The sequence below is a fragment of the Curtobacterium sp. PhB78 genome, assembly GCF_003751685.1.
Classification (GTDB): Bacteria; Actinomycetota; Actinomycetes; order Actinomycetales; family Microbacteriaceae; genus Curtobacterium.
The window spans coordinates 22,651-39,878 of the sequence record NZ_RKIA01000007.1; the positions used below are offsets into that span (position 1 = coordinate 22,651).

Annotated in this window: 21 protein-coding genes; 6 read left to right on the forward strand and 15 right to left on the reverse strand. The window is 64.1% G+C overall.

Annotation, left to right across the window (positions count from 1 at the left end; translation table 11 throughout):
- Positions 1 to 73: 73 nt before the first annotated feature.
- The 4 genes from EDF53_RS15985 to EDF53_RS16000 all read right to left on the reverse strand — a co-directional run bounded on the left by EDF53_RS15985 (position 74) and on the right by EDF53_RS16000 (position 3,107).
- Positions 74 to 877 carry a MerR family transcriptional regulator gene (locus EDF53_RS15985; protein ID WP_185021083.1) on the reverse strand — a complete coding sequence of 268 codons (804 nt, stop codon included), beginning with the start codon at positions 875 to 877 and terminating at the stop codon, positions 74 to 76.
- Positions 870 to 1,406: a VOC family protein gene (locus EDF53_RS15990; RefSeq protein WP_123294480.1), complete on the reverse strand. Its 537-nt coding sequence runs from the start codon at positions 1,404 to 1,406 to the stop codon at positions 870 to 872. The genes EDF53_RS15985 and EDF53_RS15990 overlap by 8 nt, the downstream gene beginning before the upstream one ends.
- Positions 1,407 to 1,707: 301 nt before the next feature.
- Entirely contained in the window at positions 1,708 to 2,745 is a 1,038-nt protein-coding gene (locus tag EDF53_RS15995) for a hypothetical protein (RefSeq protein ID WP_123294481.1), read from the reverse strand.
- Positions 2,745 to 3,107, reverse strand: a complete 363-nt coding sequence (locus tag EDF53_RS16000; RefSeq protein WP_123294482.1) for a PadR family transcriptional regulator — start codon at positions 3,105 to 3,107, stop codon at positions 2,745 to 2,747. Before EDF53_RS16000 ends, EDF53_RS15995 begins: the two co-directional genes overlap by 1 nt.
- Before the next feature lie 228 nt (positions 3,108 to 3,335).
- Between EDF53_RS16000 and EDF53_RS19050 the strand changes: the two genes are divergently transcribed.
- The gene (locus tag EDF53_RS19050) at positions 3,336 to 3,596 is read left to right on the forward strand and encodes a hypothetical protein (protein ID WP_148058371.1); all 261 of its coding nucleotides are present in this window, start codon (positions 3,336 to 3,338) and stop codon (positions 3,594 to 3,596) included.
- 331 nt (positions 3,597 to 3,927) lie between these two features.
- Here EDF53_RS19050 and EDF53_RS16005 read toward each other — a convergent pair whose 3' ends face one another.
- The 8 genes from EDF53_RS16005 to EDF53_RS16035 form a co-directional block, all read right to left on the reverse strand.
- Positions 3,928 to 4,509 carry a hypothetical protein gene (locus EDF53_RS16005; protein ID WP_123294483.1) on the reverse strand — a complete coding sequence of 194 codons (582 nt, stop codon included), beginning with the start codon at positions 4,507 to 4,509 and terminating at the stop codon, positions 3,928 to 3,930.
- The gene (locus EDF53_RS16010; protein ID WP_123294484.1) at positions 4,506 to 5,699 is read right to left on the reverse strand and encodes a hypothetical protein; all 1,194 of its coding nucleotides are present in this window, start codon (positions 5,697 to 5,699) and stop codon (positions 4,506 to 4,508) included. The genes EDF53_RS16005 and EDF53_RS16010 overlap by 4 nt, the downstream gene beginning before the upstream one ends.
- A complete protein-coding gene (locus EDF53_RS16015) occupies positions 5,696 to 6,412 on the reverse strand; it encodes an ATP-binding cassette domain-containing protein (RefSeq protein WP_123294485.1) in 717 nt (238 codons plus the stop codon). The genes EDF53_RS16010 and EDF53_RS16015 overlap by 4 nt, the downstream gene beginning before the upstream one ends.
- Positions 6,413 to 6,470: 58 nt before the next feature.
- On the reverse strand, positions 6,471 to 6,935 hold the full coding sequence (locus EDF53_RS19055; RefSeq protein ID WP_148058372.1) for a hypothetical protein: 465 nt from the start codon (positions 6,933 to 6,935) through the stop codon (positions 6,471 to 6,473).
- Between the two features lie 451 nt (positions 6,936 to 7,386).
- The gene (locus EDF53_RS16020; RefSeq protein WP_148058373.1) at positions 7,387 to 8,481 is read right to left on the reverse strand and encodes an FtsX-like permease family protein; all 1,095 of its coding nucleotides are present in this window, start codon (positions 8,479 to 8,481) and stop codon (positions 7,387 to 7,389) included.
- A gap of 11 nt (positions 8,482 to 8,492) precedes the next feature.
- Entirely contained in the window at positions 8,493 to 9,149 is a 657-nt protein-coding gene (locus EDF53_RS16025; RefSeq protein WP_123294487.1) for an ABC transporter ATP-binding protein, read from the reverse strand.
- Complete coding sequence (locus EDF53_RS16030) at positions 9,146 to 9,967, reverse strand: peptidoglycan-binding domain-containing protein (RefSeq protein ID WP_185021084.1); 822 nt, start codon at positions 9,965 to 9,967, stop codon at positions 9,146 to 9,148. Before EDF53_RS16030 ends, EDF53_RS16025 begins: the two co-directional genes overlap by 4 nt.
- Before the next feature lie 241 nt (positions 9,968 to 10,208).
- The gene (locus tag EDF53_RS16035) at positions 10,209 to 10,637 is read right to left on the reverse strand and encodes a hypothetical protein (RefSeq protein ID WP_123294489.1); all 429 of its coding nucleotides are present in this window, start codon (positions 10,635 to 10,637) and stop codon (positions 10,209 to 10,211) included.
- Between the two features lie 395 nt (positions 10,638 to 11,032).
- Here EDF53_RS16035 and EDF53_RS19060 point away from each other — a divergent pair, with 395 nt between their 5' ends.
- A complete protein-coding gene (locus tag EDF53_RS19060) occupies positions 11,033 to 11,353 on the forward strand; it encodes a hypothetical protein (RefSeq protein ID WP_148058374.1) in 321 nt (106 codons plus the stop codon).
- 594 nt (positions 11,354 to 11,947) lie between these two features.
- Here the strand turns inward: EDF53_RS19060 and EDF53_RS19455 are convergent.
- The 3 genes from EDF53_RS19455 to EDF53_RS16045 all read right to left on the reverse strand — a co-directional run bounded on the left by EDF53_RS19455 (position 11,948) and on the right by EDF53_RS16045 (position 13,735).
- Positions 11,948 to 12,136: a hypothetical protein gene (locus tag EDF53_RS19455; RefSeq protein WP_185021085.1), complete on the reverse strand. Its 189-nt coding sequence runs from the start codon at positions 12,134 to 12,136 to the stop codon at positions 11,948 to 11,950.
- A gap of 133 nt (positions 12,137 to 12,269) precedes the next feature.
- A complete protein-coding gene (locus tag EDF53_RS19065; RefSeq protein WP_148058375.1) occupies positions 12,270 to 12,743 on the reverse strand; it encodes a hypothetical protein in 474 nt (157 codons plus the stop codon).
- Between the two features lie 191 nt (positions 12,744 to 12,934).
- Positions 12,935 to 13,735 carry a DUF6602 domain-containing protein gene (locus EDF53_RS16045; RefSeq protein ID WP_123294490.1) on the reverse strand — a complete coding sequence of 267 codons (801 nt, stop codon included), beginning with the start codon at positions 13,733 to 13,735 and terminating at the stop codon, positions 12,935 to 12,937.
- Between the two features lie 101 nt (positions 13,736 to 13,836).
- Between EDF53_RS16045 and EDF53_RS16050 the strand changes: the two genes are divergently transcribed.
- The 4 genes from EDF53_RS16050 to EDF53_RS19850 are packed head-to-tail and all read left to right on the forward strand — an operon-like array spanning position 13,837 to position 17,100.
- Complete coding sequence (locus EDF53_RS16050; protein WP_123294491.1) at positions 13,837 to 14,796, forward strand: nucleotidyltransferase domain-containing protein; 960 nt, start codon at positions 13,837 to 13,839, stop codon at positions 14,794 to 14,796.
- The gene (locus EDF53_RS16055) at positions 14,793 to 15,332 is read left to right on the forward strand and encodes a hypothetical protein (protein ID WP_260215931.1); all 540 of its coding nucleotides are present in this window, start codon (positions 14,793 to 14,795) and stop codon (positions 15,330 to 15,332) included. The genes EDF53_RS16050 and EDF53_RS16055 overlap by 4 nt, the downstream gene beginning before the upstream one ends.
- Positions 15,329 to 16,642 (forward strand): ThiF family adenylyltransferase, encoded by a 1,314-nt coding sequence (locus EDF53_RS16060; protein ID WP_260215934.1) that lies wholly within the window; start codon positions 15,329 to 15,331, stop codon positions 16,640 to 16,642. Before EDF53_RS16055 ends, EDF53_RS16060 begins: the two co-directional genes overlap by 4 nt.
- Complete coding sequence (locus EDF53_RS19850; RefSeq protein WP_395873815.1) at positions 16,627 to 17,100, forward strand: Mov34/MPN/PAD-1 family protein; 474 nt, start codon at positions 16,627 to 16,629, stop codon at positions 17,098 to 17,100. Before EDF53_RS16060 ends, EDF53_RS19850 begins: the two co-directional genes overlap by 16 nt.
- Positions 17,101 to 17,228: the final 128 nt, after the last annotated feature.

The following is a 17,228-nucleotide window of genomic DNA, read 5'->3' on the forward strand; positions in this document are numbered from 1 at the left end:
GACGGTGGCTCAGGGCAGCGTTCGTTCCCACGTCGACGTCGGCCGCTCCGCGCGCGACCGTGAGCTGCGAGTCCTACTGCCAGGTGGCGGTGTCGGGGTCGATGCCGCGGGCGCGTGCGCCGGCGTCGATGATGCGACGCAACCATGAGGCGAGCCCGGCTCGGATGCCGTCGTAGTGTGCGGCGTACCCCGGATCGGCTTCGTAAATGCGGCCGAGGACGACCTGCATCTGCCGGGTGATCGGGAAGTAGGCGGAGAACACCTCGCGGTGCTGTTCAACGAGAGCGTCCGCGGCCGGGCTGCCGGGTTCGACACCAGCATCCATGGCGTCGGCAAGGGCCTGATCAAGCGCCGCAGACGCATCGGCGACGGCCTGCCAGTCGTCCACGGTGCGTGACGCCGAGCGTTCGGCGTAGTGCCGCCACTCCGGCGTATCGCCGTAGAGTTGCCGCGCCTCAGCCGGCCACTGCGGATTCCATCCAGGCCCGAACGTCGCGGTCTGCTCCTCATTGGTCATGAGCAGCCCGTGCTCGTGGGCGTCGGCCATCCGGGCCAGGTCATCGCCCAGCGCGCTGAGATGCTCGATCCGCGCCGCAAGCTGGGACTGCTGGGCGCGCAGCGCAATGACAACGGCCGCACTCGGATCGTCGAGAACGTTCCGAATGGCTTCCAGGTCGAGCCCCAGCTCGCGGTAGACGACGATGCGCCGCAGCCGCTCGAGGTCGTCTTCGGCATAGAGCCGGTACCCGGCAGCTGACCGTGACGACGGCCTCGCAAGGGCGATCTCGTCCCAGTGATGCAACGTCCGGACCGTCACGCCCAGGAGCGCCGCGGCCTGACCAACAGTCAGGTCCACGGCGTCGCTGTCATCAGGCATGCGCTCCATTCTTCTCGCCGTCGGCGTCAGGTGCGGTGATGCCGATCGCTTCGAGGTTCTTGGCGGTCTGGCTGGTCGGCTCGAAGGGTTTCGCGGCAGTGAAGACGACTCGCACCTTCTCCGGCGTGATCACCTCGACATCGCGGGTGCCCCAGGGCGTGTCCCGCGGCTCGCTCACCACGCCCGCGTCGTGGGCTCGGCACGCGGTGACGAGGGTGTCGATCTGGTTCAGGACGCACGCGAAGCTGAAGCTCACCGCCGGCGCCTGATCCGGAGCGGACGCGGTTGGGACCAGCAGGACGTCCTGAAAGGCCCACCGGCGCAGGTGCACGAGCTGGCCCGGCACGCTGAACAGGTCGAAGAAGCCCAGGCCGCGGGTCCAGAAGTCGACGGAAGCGGCCAGGTCGGTTGTCGGGATCGTCACGAACGACGGCATCCCGTAGATCCCGTGGAACGGCTCAGGCGCGACCACGTCAGGGCCGGGGGCGGGGACCGGGCTCATCTCAAAGGCGTTGTAGTAGCTGCTCATGGGTCCACGTTCTGCCCTCACGCGGCGTGAGGGTCAAATCGGGGAACTCTGGGACCAACCTGTTGGCCCGGTTCACCGAGTTGCGGCCCGCGTCCGGAGAACGATCCTCAACCGGGCGCCGTAGAGACATGGTGGTGCGTAGTCCGCGTAGGACAGAACAAGAGCGGAACGCCCCCCAGGATCGCTCCGCTCTTGCCCATGTCAGTGGCTGGTGGGGTGCTCCTGCTCCTGCTCCTGCTCCTGCTCCTGCCTCAACCACTCAGTGATGTCGATGGGTTGCGTCGGCGGCAACGCGATCGCCTCAGGCCGGATTTGGCGTTCCACGAGCGTCCCCATTCGCGAAGGCTTTCGGGTGCAAAGTGAGTGCGGCTGTTGCGAGTGCAATCCAGGTCGCGGCCATCACGAGGTTGATGAGGATCGAGGACGCACCGACTGCGTGGAAGCGCATCGAGTTCGTCACAGTTGCAGCAACCCACGGCATCACCGACACGACGAGCGCCGCGGCGTTCGCGCGATGGCCTCTCCAACGGCTTACAACGGCCGTCGCCAGGAGGGCGCTGACAAGGATCCAAACGACACCGGTTGTGAGCAGGCCACCGCTCCAGAGGTACCGGTTGAAGAAGTCGTACCAGCTCGGCAACCCCGCGGCGAGCGGGATTGAGGTCATGTCGCGACCGTGCATGAGCAGCAGACCTGCCGAAAGCGCCAAGCCCCAACCGCCAGCGGTGAGAACGGTCGTCCAGTGCCGACGCGGGGTTCCGACCGCGGCGATGAGACCGAGCCCGACAAGAAGCACGAAGGTGACTCGATCCGGGCTCGGGTAGACCACGACGTATTCCGGCGAGGATGCAGCCTGGACGGCAAGCAACACGAGGGCGACTACCGACGACGCCAACGCTGACAAGCGTGCCGGGAGGTGCCTGCCGAACAGCACGAAGACACCGGCCAGGACCCACAGTGCTGTGACGATGACGCCGGGGCTGTTGAAGGGCCCCATCGGGTTCAGCGCGTAGTTGTGCGCCTTCGGGTTCCAGGGCATCCAGTCCTGCACGATGAAGTACACCAACGACCATGCCAGCCCCGTCCCCAGCGCAAAGCTCGCGGCCTGATCCCGTGCAGTCGCGGGAAGGACCGCGGCGACGCGAGTGCCGATCCCGTTGACAGCGAGGTCAACGACTTCCGACCGTCGCGGTCGGTTCCGCCCTTCGCTTTCCGCAACGTCCAGCAGGGTCCCGATGAGAGCGTCCTCGTTTTGACGACGCCAACGTCTTGGGTACCAGCGGAGGAGCCGTCGGTAGCTCGGCTCGAGGGTTCCCTGTTCGACGTGCATCGTGCTCATCAGATCCCCCCGAACTGCATCTGCCCGGCGATGCCGCGCGGACGCCACTCAGCGATCCGCGACCGCGCCGCAGCAGCGTTGGCTTCGAGCCTGCTTGCTGTGGCCTGCAGCGCGTCAATCCCGTCACCGGTGATCTCGAAGTACCGGCGATTCCGGCCGTCCACGACCTCGTCGCCGGCAACGGCCACGAGGCCCTGCTCCACCAGACGATCTAGCGCCGCGTAGAGCGTTCCCGCCTTCAGCTGCACACGGCCGTCCGAGAGCTCGGCCGCGTCCGCGATCAGCGCGTACCCGTGCTTACGGCCCCCCGCAAGCGAAGTGAGCACCAACATTGTGGGCTCACGCATCTCAACTTCACTCATGGCACCACTATATACAGATGGCTTGAGTATTCAAGTGCTCGAGTGGTCGTATCGGCGCGGCGACTGATTCGGGCTCCAGAAGCCAGGCGGACGCTCTCCCGCTTCAGACCCAACGCCCAGTAGGGCGTGGGCTACCGAACGCTGGGTCGGTCGCTCTTGATCGTTCCGGTAGGGGATCGGCTAGCGGACACCGCCCGAGCCAGCCCCCGCCCGCGTACCGTGGGCGCCGTGACGGACGATCGCTGGATAGACAACGTGCCTGATGCTCCGGCCGGTATCCTGGGCGCTTGGTTCAACGCTCTCCTGGGCGGTGCACTTGTCCTTGGTGTGCCAACTATCGCATTCACCACTGGTGAAGCCCCGGCGAGTGTTCTGTTCGCCATCGCAGCCCTGGTGCTCTTCGGTTTTCTGGAAGTCGTCTTCGTCTACAAGCTCTATCAGCGAATCGCCGGTCGACGCGCGCTTCGCGCAGAGCGCGACGACGGTTGAGGATCAGGTCGCGGGCGTTCACCAGTCCGTAGGCCGATCGGTCACGGGACGCGATCCGGACCCAGAGCGAAGACAGGAGGACGACACAGAGCGAAGCTGCTTACAACATTGGGCTGACGAAGTGCTTGGTGTCCTCGACGGCTACAGGCGGATAGAAAGATCGTGCTTGTCACAAGTCACGAGGCGGCCGTCTTCAGCTGCATGCGGAGTGGACCACATCGAACAAGAACCATCGGTCGTGAGGTCGTGATTGCGGCAATCGAATGCGGTAACGATCGAATCTCAACCGACGGGATCGGGATCGGGATCGGGATCGGGATCGGGATCGATATTAGCCATCCCAAGTGCCAGACCGGCGCTCGAATCCGCACCATGCGTAGACGGCGATGCCAGCCGCTACCACTGCGATGCCGGCTCCGGCTGGCACGCTCACGGCTATCGGTGACGCCCCCGGTCCTCCGGTGGGAACGACCATCACCGAGCCGAAGGCCGCAGCGACCATCCACGCGTACGTCCCGAGGATGCTTGCGCTGAGAAGGCCGACTCCGACGACCAAAGCTACCGCCGGCCATACGAGTTCCATCTCGCCGTAACCGAACGCGCCGCTGGCTGATGCGCACGCGACGCCGACAATAACGTCCGCGGTCAGCGTCGTCCCAAGCCGCACCGCTCGTGACCTGCTGCTGCGCGGCCCAGTAAGCCAATTCAAGCGCTCGGGAAGGGCACAGGACATCAGGGTGCCGACAACGAGCGGAACGAAGTAGAGCACGTCGACCGGTTCGCTGATTCCCGGGACGCCCACTGCGCCCGGCACAGACACCAGGACCCCGCCCAGAATCGCAGCGGACACGGTGAAAAGGAGCAACCGGCGGTCCGTGATGTGCGTGATGGTGGCGCGCAGACCCGGGCTCACGGCGAGCAGCTGTCGAGAGATTCGAACGCGTTCCTTGCCCAGGCACCGGACCGTCCCGATCCACCCCTCGCAATCCAAGTAGTGAGCTCGTAGCTGAGTTGCTCGAGCCGGACACGGTTTGCACTCTCAGCGGATGCGTAGCAATCTCCGGGTTGAGCCAGCGCGCTCGCTATCTCTTCAGGCGAGAAATCAGCCTGGTTCAGCCGACTGGTATCAAGCATGAGCGTCCGACCGCTTGTCGGAGCATGAGCGCCGAGCCGCTCTTCTTTTAGAACCATTCCGTCGACATTCACGCCCACTCTCACGAGCGGACGTGCTGAATCTCTCACCTTGTGAGAAAGCTCTGTCAGGCGGGTAGTGTGGCCCGGCAAGACGCATACTTGCGGCATTTCACCAGCGCACTCGTACTTCGCTGTGCGGTCGGATGCGCCTCCGCGGTCGGGGAAAACGGGCAGGAGAACCGAAGGGATGATGACTGCCAAAACCAATGCGGCGGCGAAAGTCCAAGGCTGACCTGCGGAGGATCTGACGCCCATGATGATGAGCGCCCCGCAAATACCTAGGCCCACTATCAGGGCCGTGCTCGCAACGTATTGCATCAACACCACGTTGCTGTAATCGATTCCCACCATCGAGCCGGTGATACCGCCGACGACGACCGGTATCTGCAGGGCGCCAGTTGCAGCCATGTACGCGAGAACATACGCGAGCACGAGAGCGAGTGCAGCGCCCACGATCGAGGGCACGAACACCGCGATCAGTAGCCCCAAGGTTGCTGCGTAGGCGATCGGGAGCAAGGCGTACACGAAGGGCTGCCATGCAAGCCGGTCGGTCGTGCCTTCGACCAGAGTCCAAGTGAGAGCGACTGCGCAGACGACGGCGTGCGCGCTGACGCCGAAGAGAACCGACTTTGTCCAGATCGCCCCGAGGTGACGGATCCGGCCCGCCCAGCCGGTAGCACCGAGCACGACGAGAGATCCGCCGCCGAGCAAGTGGCGGCTGGAGAAGACGACGAGGGCGGCCAGGAGAGACGAGCTGAGATACAGCCCGCCGTTTGCCCACTCGACCGCCCAAGTGAGTTCGCCGACCCATCGCCGGTCCGTGAAAAGGAGGAATCCGTCCGCCGCCAGGAAGAGCAGCCACGGGATCGAAGTTGCTGCGCCGAATCTCGCTTTCACCAAGTGCTTCATGCCGCTGCACTCCTAGGGAGCGTGACAATGGCGGTCTCAAGTGTGGCCGTTCCGGTAGCACGTATGAGGTCCTGCGGGGCGCCGTCAAACAGCAGCCGTCCCGTCCCGAGGACCAGTAGGCGCCCGCATAGCTGCTCGAGGTCTTCGGCAATGTGGCTGGAGAGAAGAATCGGCTTGCGCTCGGCGATCTGTCCGATGAGTGCGCGCATGACAATGCGCTGTTCGGGATCCACGCCCGTCGTTGGCTCGTCGAGGATGACCAGCCCCGGGTCGGTGGCGAGCACTGCGGCCAGACCTGCTCTTCGAACCATCCCGCCGGAGGCCTCCCCTAGAAGCGTTCGCGCACTATCAGCCAAATCGACCGAGGCGAGTGCCTCCGTCGCGGCGTTTTCGGAATTCTTGCCGGCGCCGTTCAGCCATGCCGAGTACGCCACGAAGTCTTTGAGCCGGAGATTCCTCGGATAGTCGAACGCCTGGGGAAGCATCCGCGCCCGCTGCGACAGGCGGACCGGGCGGCCTTCCTGGTCGAGCAGCACGGTCCCAACGTCTGGACGAAGCAAGCCGGCGCAGGTCCGAAGCAGGGTCGTTTTTCCCGCGCCATTCGCGCCAGCCAGCCCAAGGACTCCGCCCTCGTGCTGAAAACTGACGTCGTCGAGTATGTTGCGACGCCTGCGACGCACGACGACGCCAGAAACCGTCAATAAGTAGGACATTCTTCTCCCAAAAAGGAAGAGGGGCCACCCAGGCGGCGGCCCCTCTTGAACAACAAGATCAGTAGCTGAAGGTGTTGATCGCGTAGTTGGAGCAAGGCACCGGAGTGCCCCAGGGCTTCGTGTCACACACCCGCGGGTTGACGCGGCCCCGGTCGGCGGCGAAGTGGAGCGGCACCGAACTGTAACTCACGGTTTCTTTCGAGGTGCTCTGCGTGGTGGGGCCGTCCTTGCGTCCGGCCGAATTCCACTCCAGTTTGTTGGACGAAGGACTCGTCTCATAGAAGTAGTAGGTCGTCTCGGTCCGAACGTTGTGCGTCGGGGTTCCGGTCGTGCGCGCAGTGTTGCGCAGTTCCTGAGACGTGGATGAAGCGGTGCCCCGTCCGATTCCGGTGATGTTGTGATTGACGATCACGCTCAGTGATCCCCAGTTAGTAGACGCGGCGTTCGCTGCGGTGGGCAGCGCTACCGCACCCAATACGGCGATCGCCGTAGCAACGGTTGCGATGTTCCGTCGGAATGACATGAGATTCCCCCCGTAGTTGTCGTTTCGTCGCTATCCAAGCAGTGATTTCGGAGCGCCGCAACACGGCAGACAGATCGTTACACTCAGCCCGGTGCACGGGTTCGTTCGCCTCTAGGGTGCGGCCTGCGGTTGATGCGCAGATGCCCGTTGCCGCCGTGGATGCACGCCCATCGTGGGTTGGCCAGTGAGGGCTCGATCGCGAACCGACCCGGCCGACCGATCGGGATGACCATCCTCCTTGGGACCAGCCGTCAACACGTGCACCGAACCCCTCGAGTTGGCTCTTCGTACGAGCTTCGCCGCGCTGGGGCTAGACACGTCGGCGGCGAATAGGGATCAGCCATCGGCCACTGGTCGACTGGCGTCACAGGATGAGCCGACAGCGGTTGTTGTCGTAGCGCACCGTCTGCGGCGCCTGAACGGCAAGTGCCCCGGGACGCTCGGTTCGTCCTTACGGCACCCGCAACTCGCGCAACGGATCTCGTGATGCTGCGAAGAGTCCGGGGAGCGTGGCGGCAAGTGCCGCGGTCGACGTTGCGAGGATTGCGGTTGCGACGAAGAACGCTGGCGATGGCAGAGGTGCGCCGATCACGGTGAGCGCGATGACGCTACCAGCTGACCCCAGTGCAGCGCCGGCCCCGGCTAGGAGGGCAACTTGCAGGACCACGAGTCCAAGGACGTACCCGCGTGTGGCGCCGAGGGCGCGTCGTCGGCCGAAGTCGCGTCGTCTGAGGAGCACCAGGGCGAACATGACGACTGCGATGAGCAATGCGGTGATGGCGAAGATCGCGGCGACGACGGATTGCGCGGACGCAGAGAGCTGGGCGTCGATAAGTTGCCTGAGGTTCGCAAGATCTTCGCTGCTAGCAACTTCAAGGTGGGAAGTGTCGTCTGCTCCGAGGAGCGCGGGTGTGATTGTGGTCAGCGCTTCGACGAGTGCTGGATCGCGTGCGACGATGACGACGGTTGTGAGCGGTATCGGCGCAGTCGAGTCCGCATCGATGGGCTCGAGGACGGTCGGTTCGAGGAAGCGCAGAAAGTCTGGGGTGCGGAATGTGCCGGCGATAGAGAAATCTGCGGTCGTCTCTGGGTCGTAGACGGCGCCGTCGGGTGTTGCCAGCTGAAGCCGGTGCAGCGCTGCGTTGGAGGCGAGGACGGAGCGTCCCGGGATCGGAGCGTAGTCGGGTGGCTGCCCGAGAACATCCCAGCTGCTTGCCACGGCGGTTCGAAGAGCGACTGGGTCCCCGCCGCGGAGCGCCGTGTTGGAAACGTCTACGGCCGGACCGAATCCGCCAGCCCACTGAACCCCGCTCACCCTGGTAAGACGCGCAATCGCGGAAGAATTCACCCCTGCTGCGGTGTTCGCCCGGATGACGATCGTGCGTGTACCAGCTGCGTCGAGCCGATCGACGATCTGCTGCTGTGAACCGGCGAGGCGTCCGGAGGTGAGAGCGACCGCGAGGCACATTGCGGCCACGAGGAAGATGGTGAGCAGTGAGATAACGGGTTGTGCGCGTGCGGAGACGACTGCTTCGCGGAGGAACAAGGGGGTCCGAGTCACAATGAGATCACCCGTCCGCACCGTTCTGCTACCCGTTGGTCGTGGGTGACGATGAGGACCACGGCGCCCGATTCGGTAACGGCGTGTTCGTTGAGCGCATCGATTACCGTCGCGCTTGAGTCCGCGTCGAGATTGCCGGTCGGTTCGTCCGCGAAGACCACGCTCGGGCTCGTGAGAAGCGCGCGACACAACGCGATGCGTTGCGCCTGACCACCGGAAATCTGACCGGGCTTGTGGTCGGCGCGTGAGAGGACGCCGAATCGGTTCAGCAGGTCGTGCGCCCGTCGCCGAAGATCCTCAGGGCCCGGGGCGCGGTATAGCGACGGTTCCAGGACGTTGTCGAGAACCGTGCGGGTCGGATCCAAGGCCGCGTCCTGGAAGACGAAGCCGAAGTGCTCTGCTCGCAGGCGCGCTCGTTCACGGTCGCGCAGTTTGCTGGTGGCTTGTTCGGCGAGGAAAACTTCGCCGGCTGACGGTGTGAGCATCAGGCTTAAGAGGTAGAGGAGGGTTGACTTGCCTCGGCCGCTGGGGCCGACCAACGCCACGGATTCGCCCCGCTCGAAACTGTGCGACCAACCGTCGATCACGGAGCCCTCGTGGTTGTAGCCGAATTGCAGATCCGCTGCGCGCAGCAAAGGCTGGGCTCCGGTCATCGGTCGCCGTTGAGTAGGACACGGGTTCCGCTGGTGGCGCCGCGGACTGCAGAGACGCCGTCGGCGGTGGCGAGGACCTTCACGAACACCTTCCGTCCCGATGTCAGGGTGAGCCAGGTTTTCACGCCGGAGGAACTCACCGCAGAGGTCGGCACGGTGAGGCCTGTAACGGTGGGAGTTGTGATGACTCTCGCGGGGAGCGACGCTGCGGTTGATGTGTCGACCTGGTTGCACGTCGTGTTGCAGATGGTTTCTCCGGGGTGTGGCGCGAGCGCAACCTTGACGGTGCCGCTGTCGGACGGCTCCTGTCCGCCGACGGTTGCCTTCCAAGTGGTCTTCCCGTCCGGCGCGGTGATGTCCACTTCTGTCCCGAGCGCGAGGAAGCGTGTTTGCGCTTCGTCGACTGAGAGCGAGAACACTGGGGCGGTGCCGAGTACCTCGACGGCTGGATCGCCACCCGTGAGGGTCGATCCCACGCTGATGTCGGACGCAATCTTGCCGCGGGCGGGAAGAGAGCGGACGTAGACGATGTCGCCCTGGCCAACCGCCCCCGTGGACGCTTCTCCATTGGATTCCTGCCATCCGCGTACCGCTGCCGCGGTCGCCGCGTTGAAGCTGCCGTCTGGGGTGCCGGCGAAACGGCCGAGGTCCTTCAGAAGCTGCTGGAGCTGACGAACGTCAGCACCTTTCGATCCAACCGCGAGGTCACGGAACGACGGAACGCTGCCCGCAGCCACCACCACCGGGTGGAGGTCGACCGTCAACACCACGTCGCCGGGCTGCATGGTGGCTCCGTTGTGCAGGATGATCTCAGTCACTATGCCCGCTGCTCTGGAGACGCCAGTCCCGCGTGTAGTCCACGACGCTGACGCGCTAAGAGACACGCTCGAGCCGACGCTTCCCGTCTGAACCACCGCCGTGGCCCGGGCTACGGTCGAAACTGCCGGAGTTGCCGGGCGGAGGACGGTCGTCGCAGCCCAACCGACGGAGAGGGCCATGACAGCCGCAGTCAGGACGACCAAAGCGACACGCTCGGGGCGACGCCTTACCCGTGCCCCGTCAGCCATAGATCGAGTCGGGGATCTCAGGGCAGTCTGTGACGAGGTCGTAGTAGTCCTGTTGGGGAAGATCGACCGACTGATACGGCGACCACGCGCCGTCGCTGTCGATGAACTTCTGTTCACTCGGCGCGTTCCCCACCGACACGTCGTGCTTCTCCATGCACGTCGTGAGCTCTCCGGTGTAGTACCGATACAGCCACTTCAGCTGGGACTCGTTGAAATCCGTCTTGTACTTCGCGTCCATCGGGTACTCGACCCCGCACGAATACTCCGCGAGCGCATAGGGTTCAGCCTGCTCCTTCGGTACCTGGCCGGAGGTGAGACTCCCATCCGGCATCGCCTTCGCCTGCGGGAACCCGGCTGCACTCATGCACTTCGCCTGAGCGGATGCCCACTCGGCGTGCGACACGACCCGGATGCGCTCCACGGCTGGGCGCTGCACACCGGGGTAGCGGGAAGCTACGAGTTGCCACGCTTGGTCCGCGCTCGTGTCGAGAATGCTGTTCGCCTGGGCGCTGCTCAGCGTATCTGGAGTAGGTACGGCGCCACTCGGCGACGAACACGCGGAGACCCCTGCAGCGAGGGACGCGCACATGACGGCGGCGACAAGAGGACGGTGATTTCGCTGTCGCATGGCTCCCCCAAGGTCGCGATCGGTTGTCCCACTATAAACAGACGGCGAGGGATTCGGGCGGGTCTCGGCACGGGCACATGACGAGGATGTCTACAAGGCTGTCGTGTGGTCGGCCTTGCTTGAGGGCCAGGAATCTGCATAGAGTGCAAATGTGCTCCTACTAAGGGAGTGCGATCCGAGGGGGATCCATGAAGAAGAAGCTCATCGCTACAGCCATCGGCGTCGGCGTCGTCGCTGCATCCGTGCTTGTGCCGCAGGCGGCGCAAGCAGCCGAGTACTCGTGCGCAGGGAACTACCGCGTGAAAACCACATCAGTTGCAACCGGCGCAGGGATCATCGAGCACTGGTATGACGGCACAAACCCGCTCGGGTCCTACGAATGGCATCAGCACTGGGACACCGGGAAAGGTACCCACGTGAGCTACTCCGGCATGCAGAAAGGGAGCATTCTAATGCGAGCGACCAACAGCCTCGTCATCAAGAGCAAGGCGAGTACCTGCTACAACTAGCACCACCAATCCATGTCAAGGGGTCGGCTACTTCGAGTAGTTGGCCCCTTCTCAATATGGCAAATTGAAGCACATTTCTGTGTTTGTCAGCGACTGCCGAAAGACCATTGGCAGGTCGATAGCCAGTCGCATCGTCGGCGGAGACGCTCACCCAAACTCGATCCAATCATGCGCGGTCGTCCAACCAGGCGCACAGCTGGTCAAGGTTTTGGGCCGCTCCGCATCTGGTGCACATGAACCGCCGTATACCTTGCGGGCGGCAGCAGAGCCCTCGTGCGGACTCGAGGGACTGCTGCAGGTTCGCTTGACTGGGATCTCGCGAGTGCGGACGATCCCGCCGAGGACGTCGCTGCGCTTGCGACATGGCACGGCTGGCGTGCCCTCGAGCACGCCTCCACGAACCCGGTCTTAGATCGGGCGCGCGTATTCGCCATGACTTACCGGTGCAAGTCGTTTGCTTCGCAGTACTCCTCCCCCTGGCCCGCGGAGGAACACGAACGGGCGATGCGTAACGCCGAGCCGCTTGCCCCGGTGACGTGTCCGTTAGCCGATGGACTACCGGACACGCCTATCAGTCGCTCGTATTCACTTCGTTCACTCACGCTCGGTTCGGGCGGACCCGTGTCGGGCGAAGCCGATCGCACCAACGATTGCCGCCAGCAGTCCCATCGCAGCGATGACCAGCCCGCCGGCTACGAGCCCGACGTAACCGACGCCGGCGCCGAGGACGGCCATGACGAGTCCCGCAACCAGAGCCCCGACGCCGATCGCAAGGCCGAGCACGCGAGGCTGAATACGGGACAACATGCTTGCATTCAACTCTCCACTAGCGGCGTCCGGTGACTCATCGATCACTGGACAGCAACTGTTCCGACGGGTCTGAGCGCGTCCAGACTGCTGTCCAGTGATCGATCGGCTACCGGGCGTGCGCCGCCCTGTGGTGATCTGACTCGTCGTCTCGAGCGTCTACTCTTGGTCGTCGGAGAAGAAGACCTGCGCATCCCGCGGCCAGGCAACCGCAGATGGCTGCCGCCGGCAGGACAAGTTGCCAACCGCCCACCGTCAACAGCAGACCGCCAACAACGGCAGTGACGAATGCCAGCACTCCCACAACAGTCGATGCACGGCGGACCGGATGCGCCACGAGTTCGTCTTCCGCACGGTTCCTCGCGATCACTCCGACACGTGCGACGGTAGCGGCCACCACGACTCCCAACGGGATCGCGACCTGTGAGGCGACAGCCACCGATTCCCAGCTCACGTAGCTGTACCTGATCTTCCCGAGGCTGAACATCCCGACCGCGAAGATCGCGCCAGCAAGGACGACTACAGCAGGAAACGCAGCTCGGCGCGGACAACTCATCGCCGACTCGTCTCGAGATGCCACCATGCCGACAGGGTAGATCGCGCCGCGCGAAGATGCTGCCAGCGTTCGATGAACGTGCCTACCGATAGCCCATGGTCCAATAGGACGAGTCGCGCCGCGCCGGATCTTGCCGTGTGAGAGTCACCAAGACTGAGCTGGGTGTCGATCTACTGCGACCGATCGCCGCGACAGACCTCCGGTCGATAGCACGTGAGCTAGTCTGCGCCGCTCTCCGGGAACTCGGCCGGATCGATGCCCTCGAGCAGGGCATCGTACGCACGCAGGTCAACCGCCATCGCGGTTCCAACGGACTGCAGCCTGCGGAACAAACGCAACGCGAAGAAGATCAGTTGGGTACCCGGTGAAGACACTTCTAGACCCGGCCTGAGGATTTCCAAATTCGCGCTGTCGAGAACGTGATCGAAAGCGCTGTGCTCTAGGGCGAGTCCCAGATCGAGATGAGCGTCGCCGTGGTGGCTGGCAAGTTGCGCTTTCGCCGCGGGCGAGTCAAACCCGTTCGTCCATCCGCTCCGGAGCCCGACGATGCCGCCAAGAATGGGTCGAGATTCAGGCGGAGGCCCATCATGCGTACCCAAAATGTCCACGATCGGTCCGGACCGGCGGACGAGGCGACGGACGCTCGCGACCTTCTCGGCCGCGTACCTTAGTGTCCCCGCTGCGACCTCAGGCTTCACCTCGAGGACTGCGTACACGCTCTCGACGGGCACGATGCGGCTGGTTCCGGCCTCGAACCAGAGTGGCGAGTACTGGCGGTCGTAAATTGCAAGATCGATCTGCTCGCTCTGATCGCCGTTCGAGTCCATAGCGAAGATGGGGCCGATCTCGTACCGCCCGGGAAGGAACGAGCGGAGCATACGGCCCCAGTTCGCCTCCGACGCATCTCCGAGGGTAGTGGGGTGCTTGGTGAAGTCCAGCGGCAACTCGAGCTGAGCAGCCAGGAGGCGCTGTCGCTTGACGAACGCTTCTCTGATATCGACGCGATGTTGCTTGGCCATGCACCCCTCGTTTCGGTCGGTCCCGCGCTCACCCTATGCGCGGATGTCGGGGGTCGACGCTAGCGTGAGGATCACCCAACACTCGGAAACTGTGGAGCGCCATGACCATCTTCGACTCGTTCGCGACCTTCCAGTCCGTCGTGAACGCGGACCCCGATCAGGTGGCCGAGGCCCGTCGCCGGAGGCGATTGTTCGAGCGTGCGTTCAAGTCCGAACCCGACGTCGTCGAGGTCGTACCCTCCGGGTCGCTGGCACGAGGAACTCACAAAGATCCGATCCACGATGTCGACCTCATCGTTGTTTACGACGCGGATCAGCACGAGGAGTGGGGCGCGCCCGGCGCATCCGCCCACGATGCCCTCGATCATGCGCGCGCCGCCGTCAACCGCCTTCTCGGGGTCGGGGCAGGAACGGTCGACCGGCTGGTTCGCCTCGCCCGCCCTCGAAACCACGCGGTCAAGTGCTTCTTGGACGATCCCGAAGACGAGGACGCGTTCACCGTCGATGTCATGCCAGCGCTCAGAACCGATCGGGGCTTCATCATCCCCGAGGCCCTTAGCGAAGGATGGGTTGACGCGGATCCTGAGCACCTCATCGCGGAGGCTGCCCGCAAGCACTCAGAGTGGTCGCAGTACGCAGGCACAGTTCGAATGCTGAAGTTTTGGGGCACGGAGCAAGCGCCGCTGAAGGTCAAGTCGCTTGTGATGGAAGTGCTCGCACTCGAACATCTGTCCACTGACCTCAATCGGCCTGCCGCGATTCGGAACTTCTTCACTGCGGCCGCGTTCCGGATCGACTCCGGGCTTGTCGTTGAAGACCCGGCACACCTGTGCGGCCCGATCCAGAGCGATCTCGACATGGACGAGCTCGGCTCTCGACTCCGGACCGCGTCGAACATCGCCATCGACGCCGGCGCAGCGCAAGTCGCGAACGATGACGCTCGTGCGAGCCGGCTGTGGCGAGAGATCTTCGGTGCTGAGTTCCCGGAGATTCTTGCGGCCGCTGGCGCAGCCGTCGTGCCTGATGGGCCACGGACCGTGAAAGACAGTCCGCAAGGGTGACGGACGAAGAAGCCCTAACCCGGTGGTTCGACTGGGACCCGAGCCGACTCCTCCGAGATGTCGACGAACTTGCCGTCATCGCGCCGGACCTGGTTCGTTGCACCCCGGAGAGTGAATTCCTCGCGAACGGTGGCTGGGTCGGCACGCTGCCTCTGTGGCCGTTTGATCGGCCCGCGCCCTCGAACCTCGACGCACTCCTTCCGCACCCGATGAGCGTCGTCATCACGTACCCCTCCGCGTACCCAATGCTTCCGCCTCGCGTTTACCCAACGGAGCCACAACCGGCGATCCTGGAGGTCTCGGACACTGTCTGGCATGTGTCGCCGGGAGGGTCGCTCTGCCTCTTCCAGTCCGACGGAATGTGGGATCCCTTGGCCAGCATCGGAGACATCGTCCTCAAAAGCGCCGGCTGGCGCATCGAATACGAGCTGATGCATCGAGGCGCGATTGATCGGATGACCGAACGGGGAATCGTCACCGACACGCATCTTGACGACCTCGTCATCGAGCAGGCGAAGCAGGCGGCCGAGGAATGACGAACTCTCCATTCGTGATGCTGCCGCGCGATGCTCTCCGCCTGATGAATGCCTCGTCGCGTCGTCTCGGCAACCTCCGATTGAAGCTCTCCGAGACGGACGGTCGCTTCGTCGTGGACGCCGTTGAGACGAGCGAGAACACATTCGTCGACGTGCGGCCCGATCGGCTGTTCGCCTCGCTTACGTGGGGTGACCTGACTCGGTGGGGGCAATGGGCACGATCTGACAGCCCGGATCTCGCGGCAACCTACCTACTGCTCACACGGCGACCAAACGGAGCCCTTCCCTTCGACGCCCTCCACCAAATGGTCCCCGGGACCGACGACCCCGGCGACATCGCAGGACTGCTCATCGTGAGCCACGAAGACATTCCTCTGGAACTGAAGACAGCGGGCATGCCGGATTTCTCGGGATGGCTGGTCGAAAGACATGGTGTCGTCCCGTTCCCTGTTCATGCCGAGCCAGACGACTTCGGCGCCTCCCAACTCACTGGTGACTGGCCGCTCCGTCAACTGGCGAAAGAGTCGATAACCATTGTCGGCACGGGCTCGATCGGCAGCGCGGCGGCTGACGCGCTCTCACGAATCGGCGTGGGGGAAATTCACCTCGTGGATCCCGATCGGCTTCTGTGGCACAACGTGATCCGCCATCGCCTTGGACCTGAATCCGTAGGTCGGTACAAAGTCGACGCATTGGCTGCATCCATAGCCGAGCGAGACGCGGACACGAATACGGCCACTCGGACAACGCTCATCCCACACCGACTTGACGTCGTCGAGCGCGCCGAGCTCCTTCGTCCGATCATCCAGGCTTCGACAGTCGTGCTCTGTTGCGCAGATGGAATCGCACCGCGACGCGTGGTGAATCATCTGGCCCGTCTGGCTCGGACGCCTGCGATCTTCGCGTGTGTACTCAATGACGGGAGTATCGGCGAGATCTTTCGATCGCGCCCGGGCCGAAGCCGAGGATGTCTGCTCTGTCACCGCGCCTACCTGGAAGCCAACGGGTGGATCGACCCGGAAGCCGATCAGGAAGTCGGGTACGGCACTGGAATTTCGCACAAGCCAATGACGGCGATCCCGAGCGACCTGCAGTTGATAGGGCAATTCGCGGCACAGGCGACTATCGCAACGCTCCTCGAGTCGCGGCAAGGAATGCCGGGTTCGCGCCTTCCAAGCGATCACGCCGTCATCGGGCTCCGGCCGGTGGCGGCGCTTGCGGGCCCGTTTGGCGTCTCGGCGCCAGGGGAGCTCCGCTGGTCGGAAGTGCCACCGCCTCGAGCCGCGTGCGCGACATGTTCTCTGACCTAGCCGCGTCGGGTCCCGGGCTTGTCAGGCTGAGTGCGGCAGCACGCCGTGCCATTGAAACCGAGGTGGTCCGGACCGACGCCAATCTTGAAACGGGTGGAGTACTTCTCGGACATGACCTTGGGGCCGAGATTTTGGTGAGCGTCGCGGGTGGGCCCGGACCTGGGGCAGTGCACCAGGCGCGCAGGTTCGAGCGAGACACGCTCTATGCCTCCCAACTGGCGGACGAGGCGTGGGACCGAGATCGTTCTCAATGGATCGGTGAGTGGCACACCCACCCCACCAGCTCCTTGATACCGAGCCGAGTGGATCTGTCGACCTACCGAGCTCACCTGCGCGAGGGCAACGTCGGCCCCAGCGCGTTCTTGTCGCTCCTCGTCCGGTCGCGAGGGCAGAACTGCACGATGGTCGGCTGGGCTGTGACGCAATCATCGTTGGAACGGATCACGATCCTGTCGTAGTCCGGAGTCGTCGTGCCTGCCAGAGGTGTCGCTCTGCGTCAGTTCGGATCGCATGCTGCCCTGCGTCCCCGCAGAGGCGTAGCCGGGCGCTCTCGGGACTGACGTACTGACGTGGGTTAGCCCCCTAT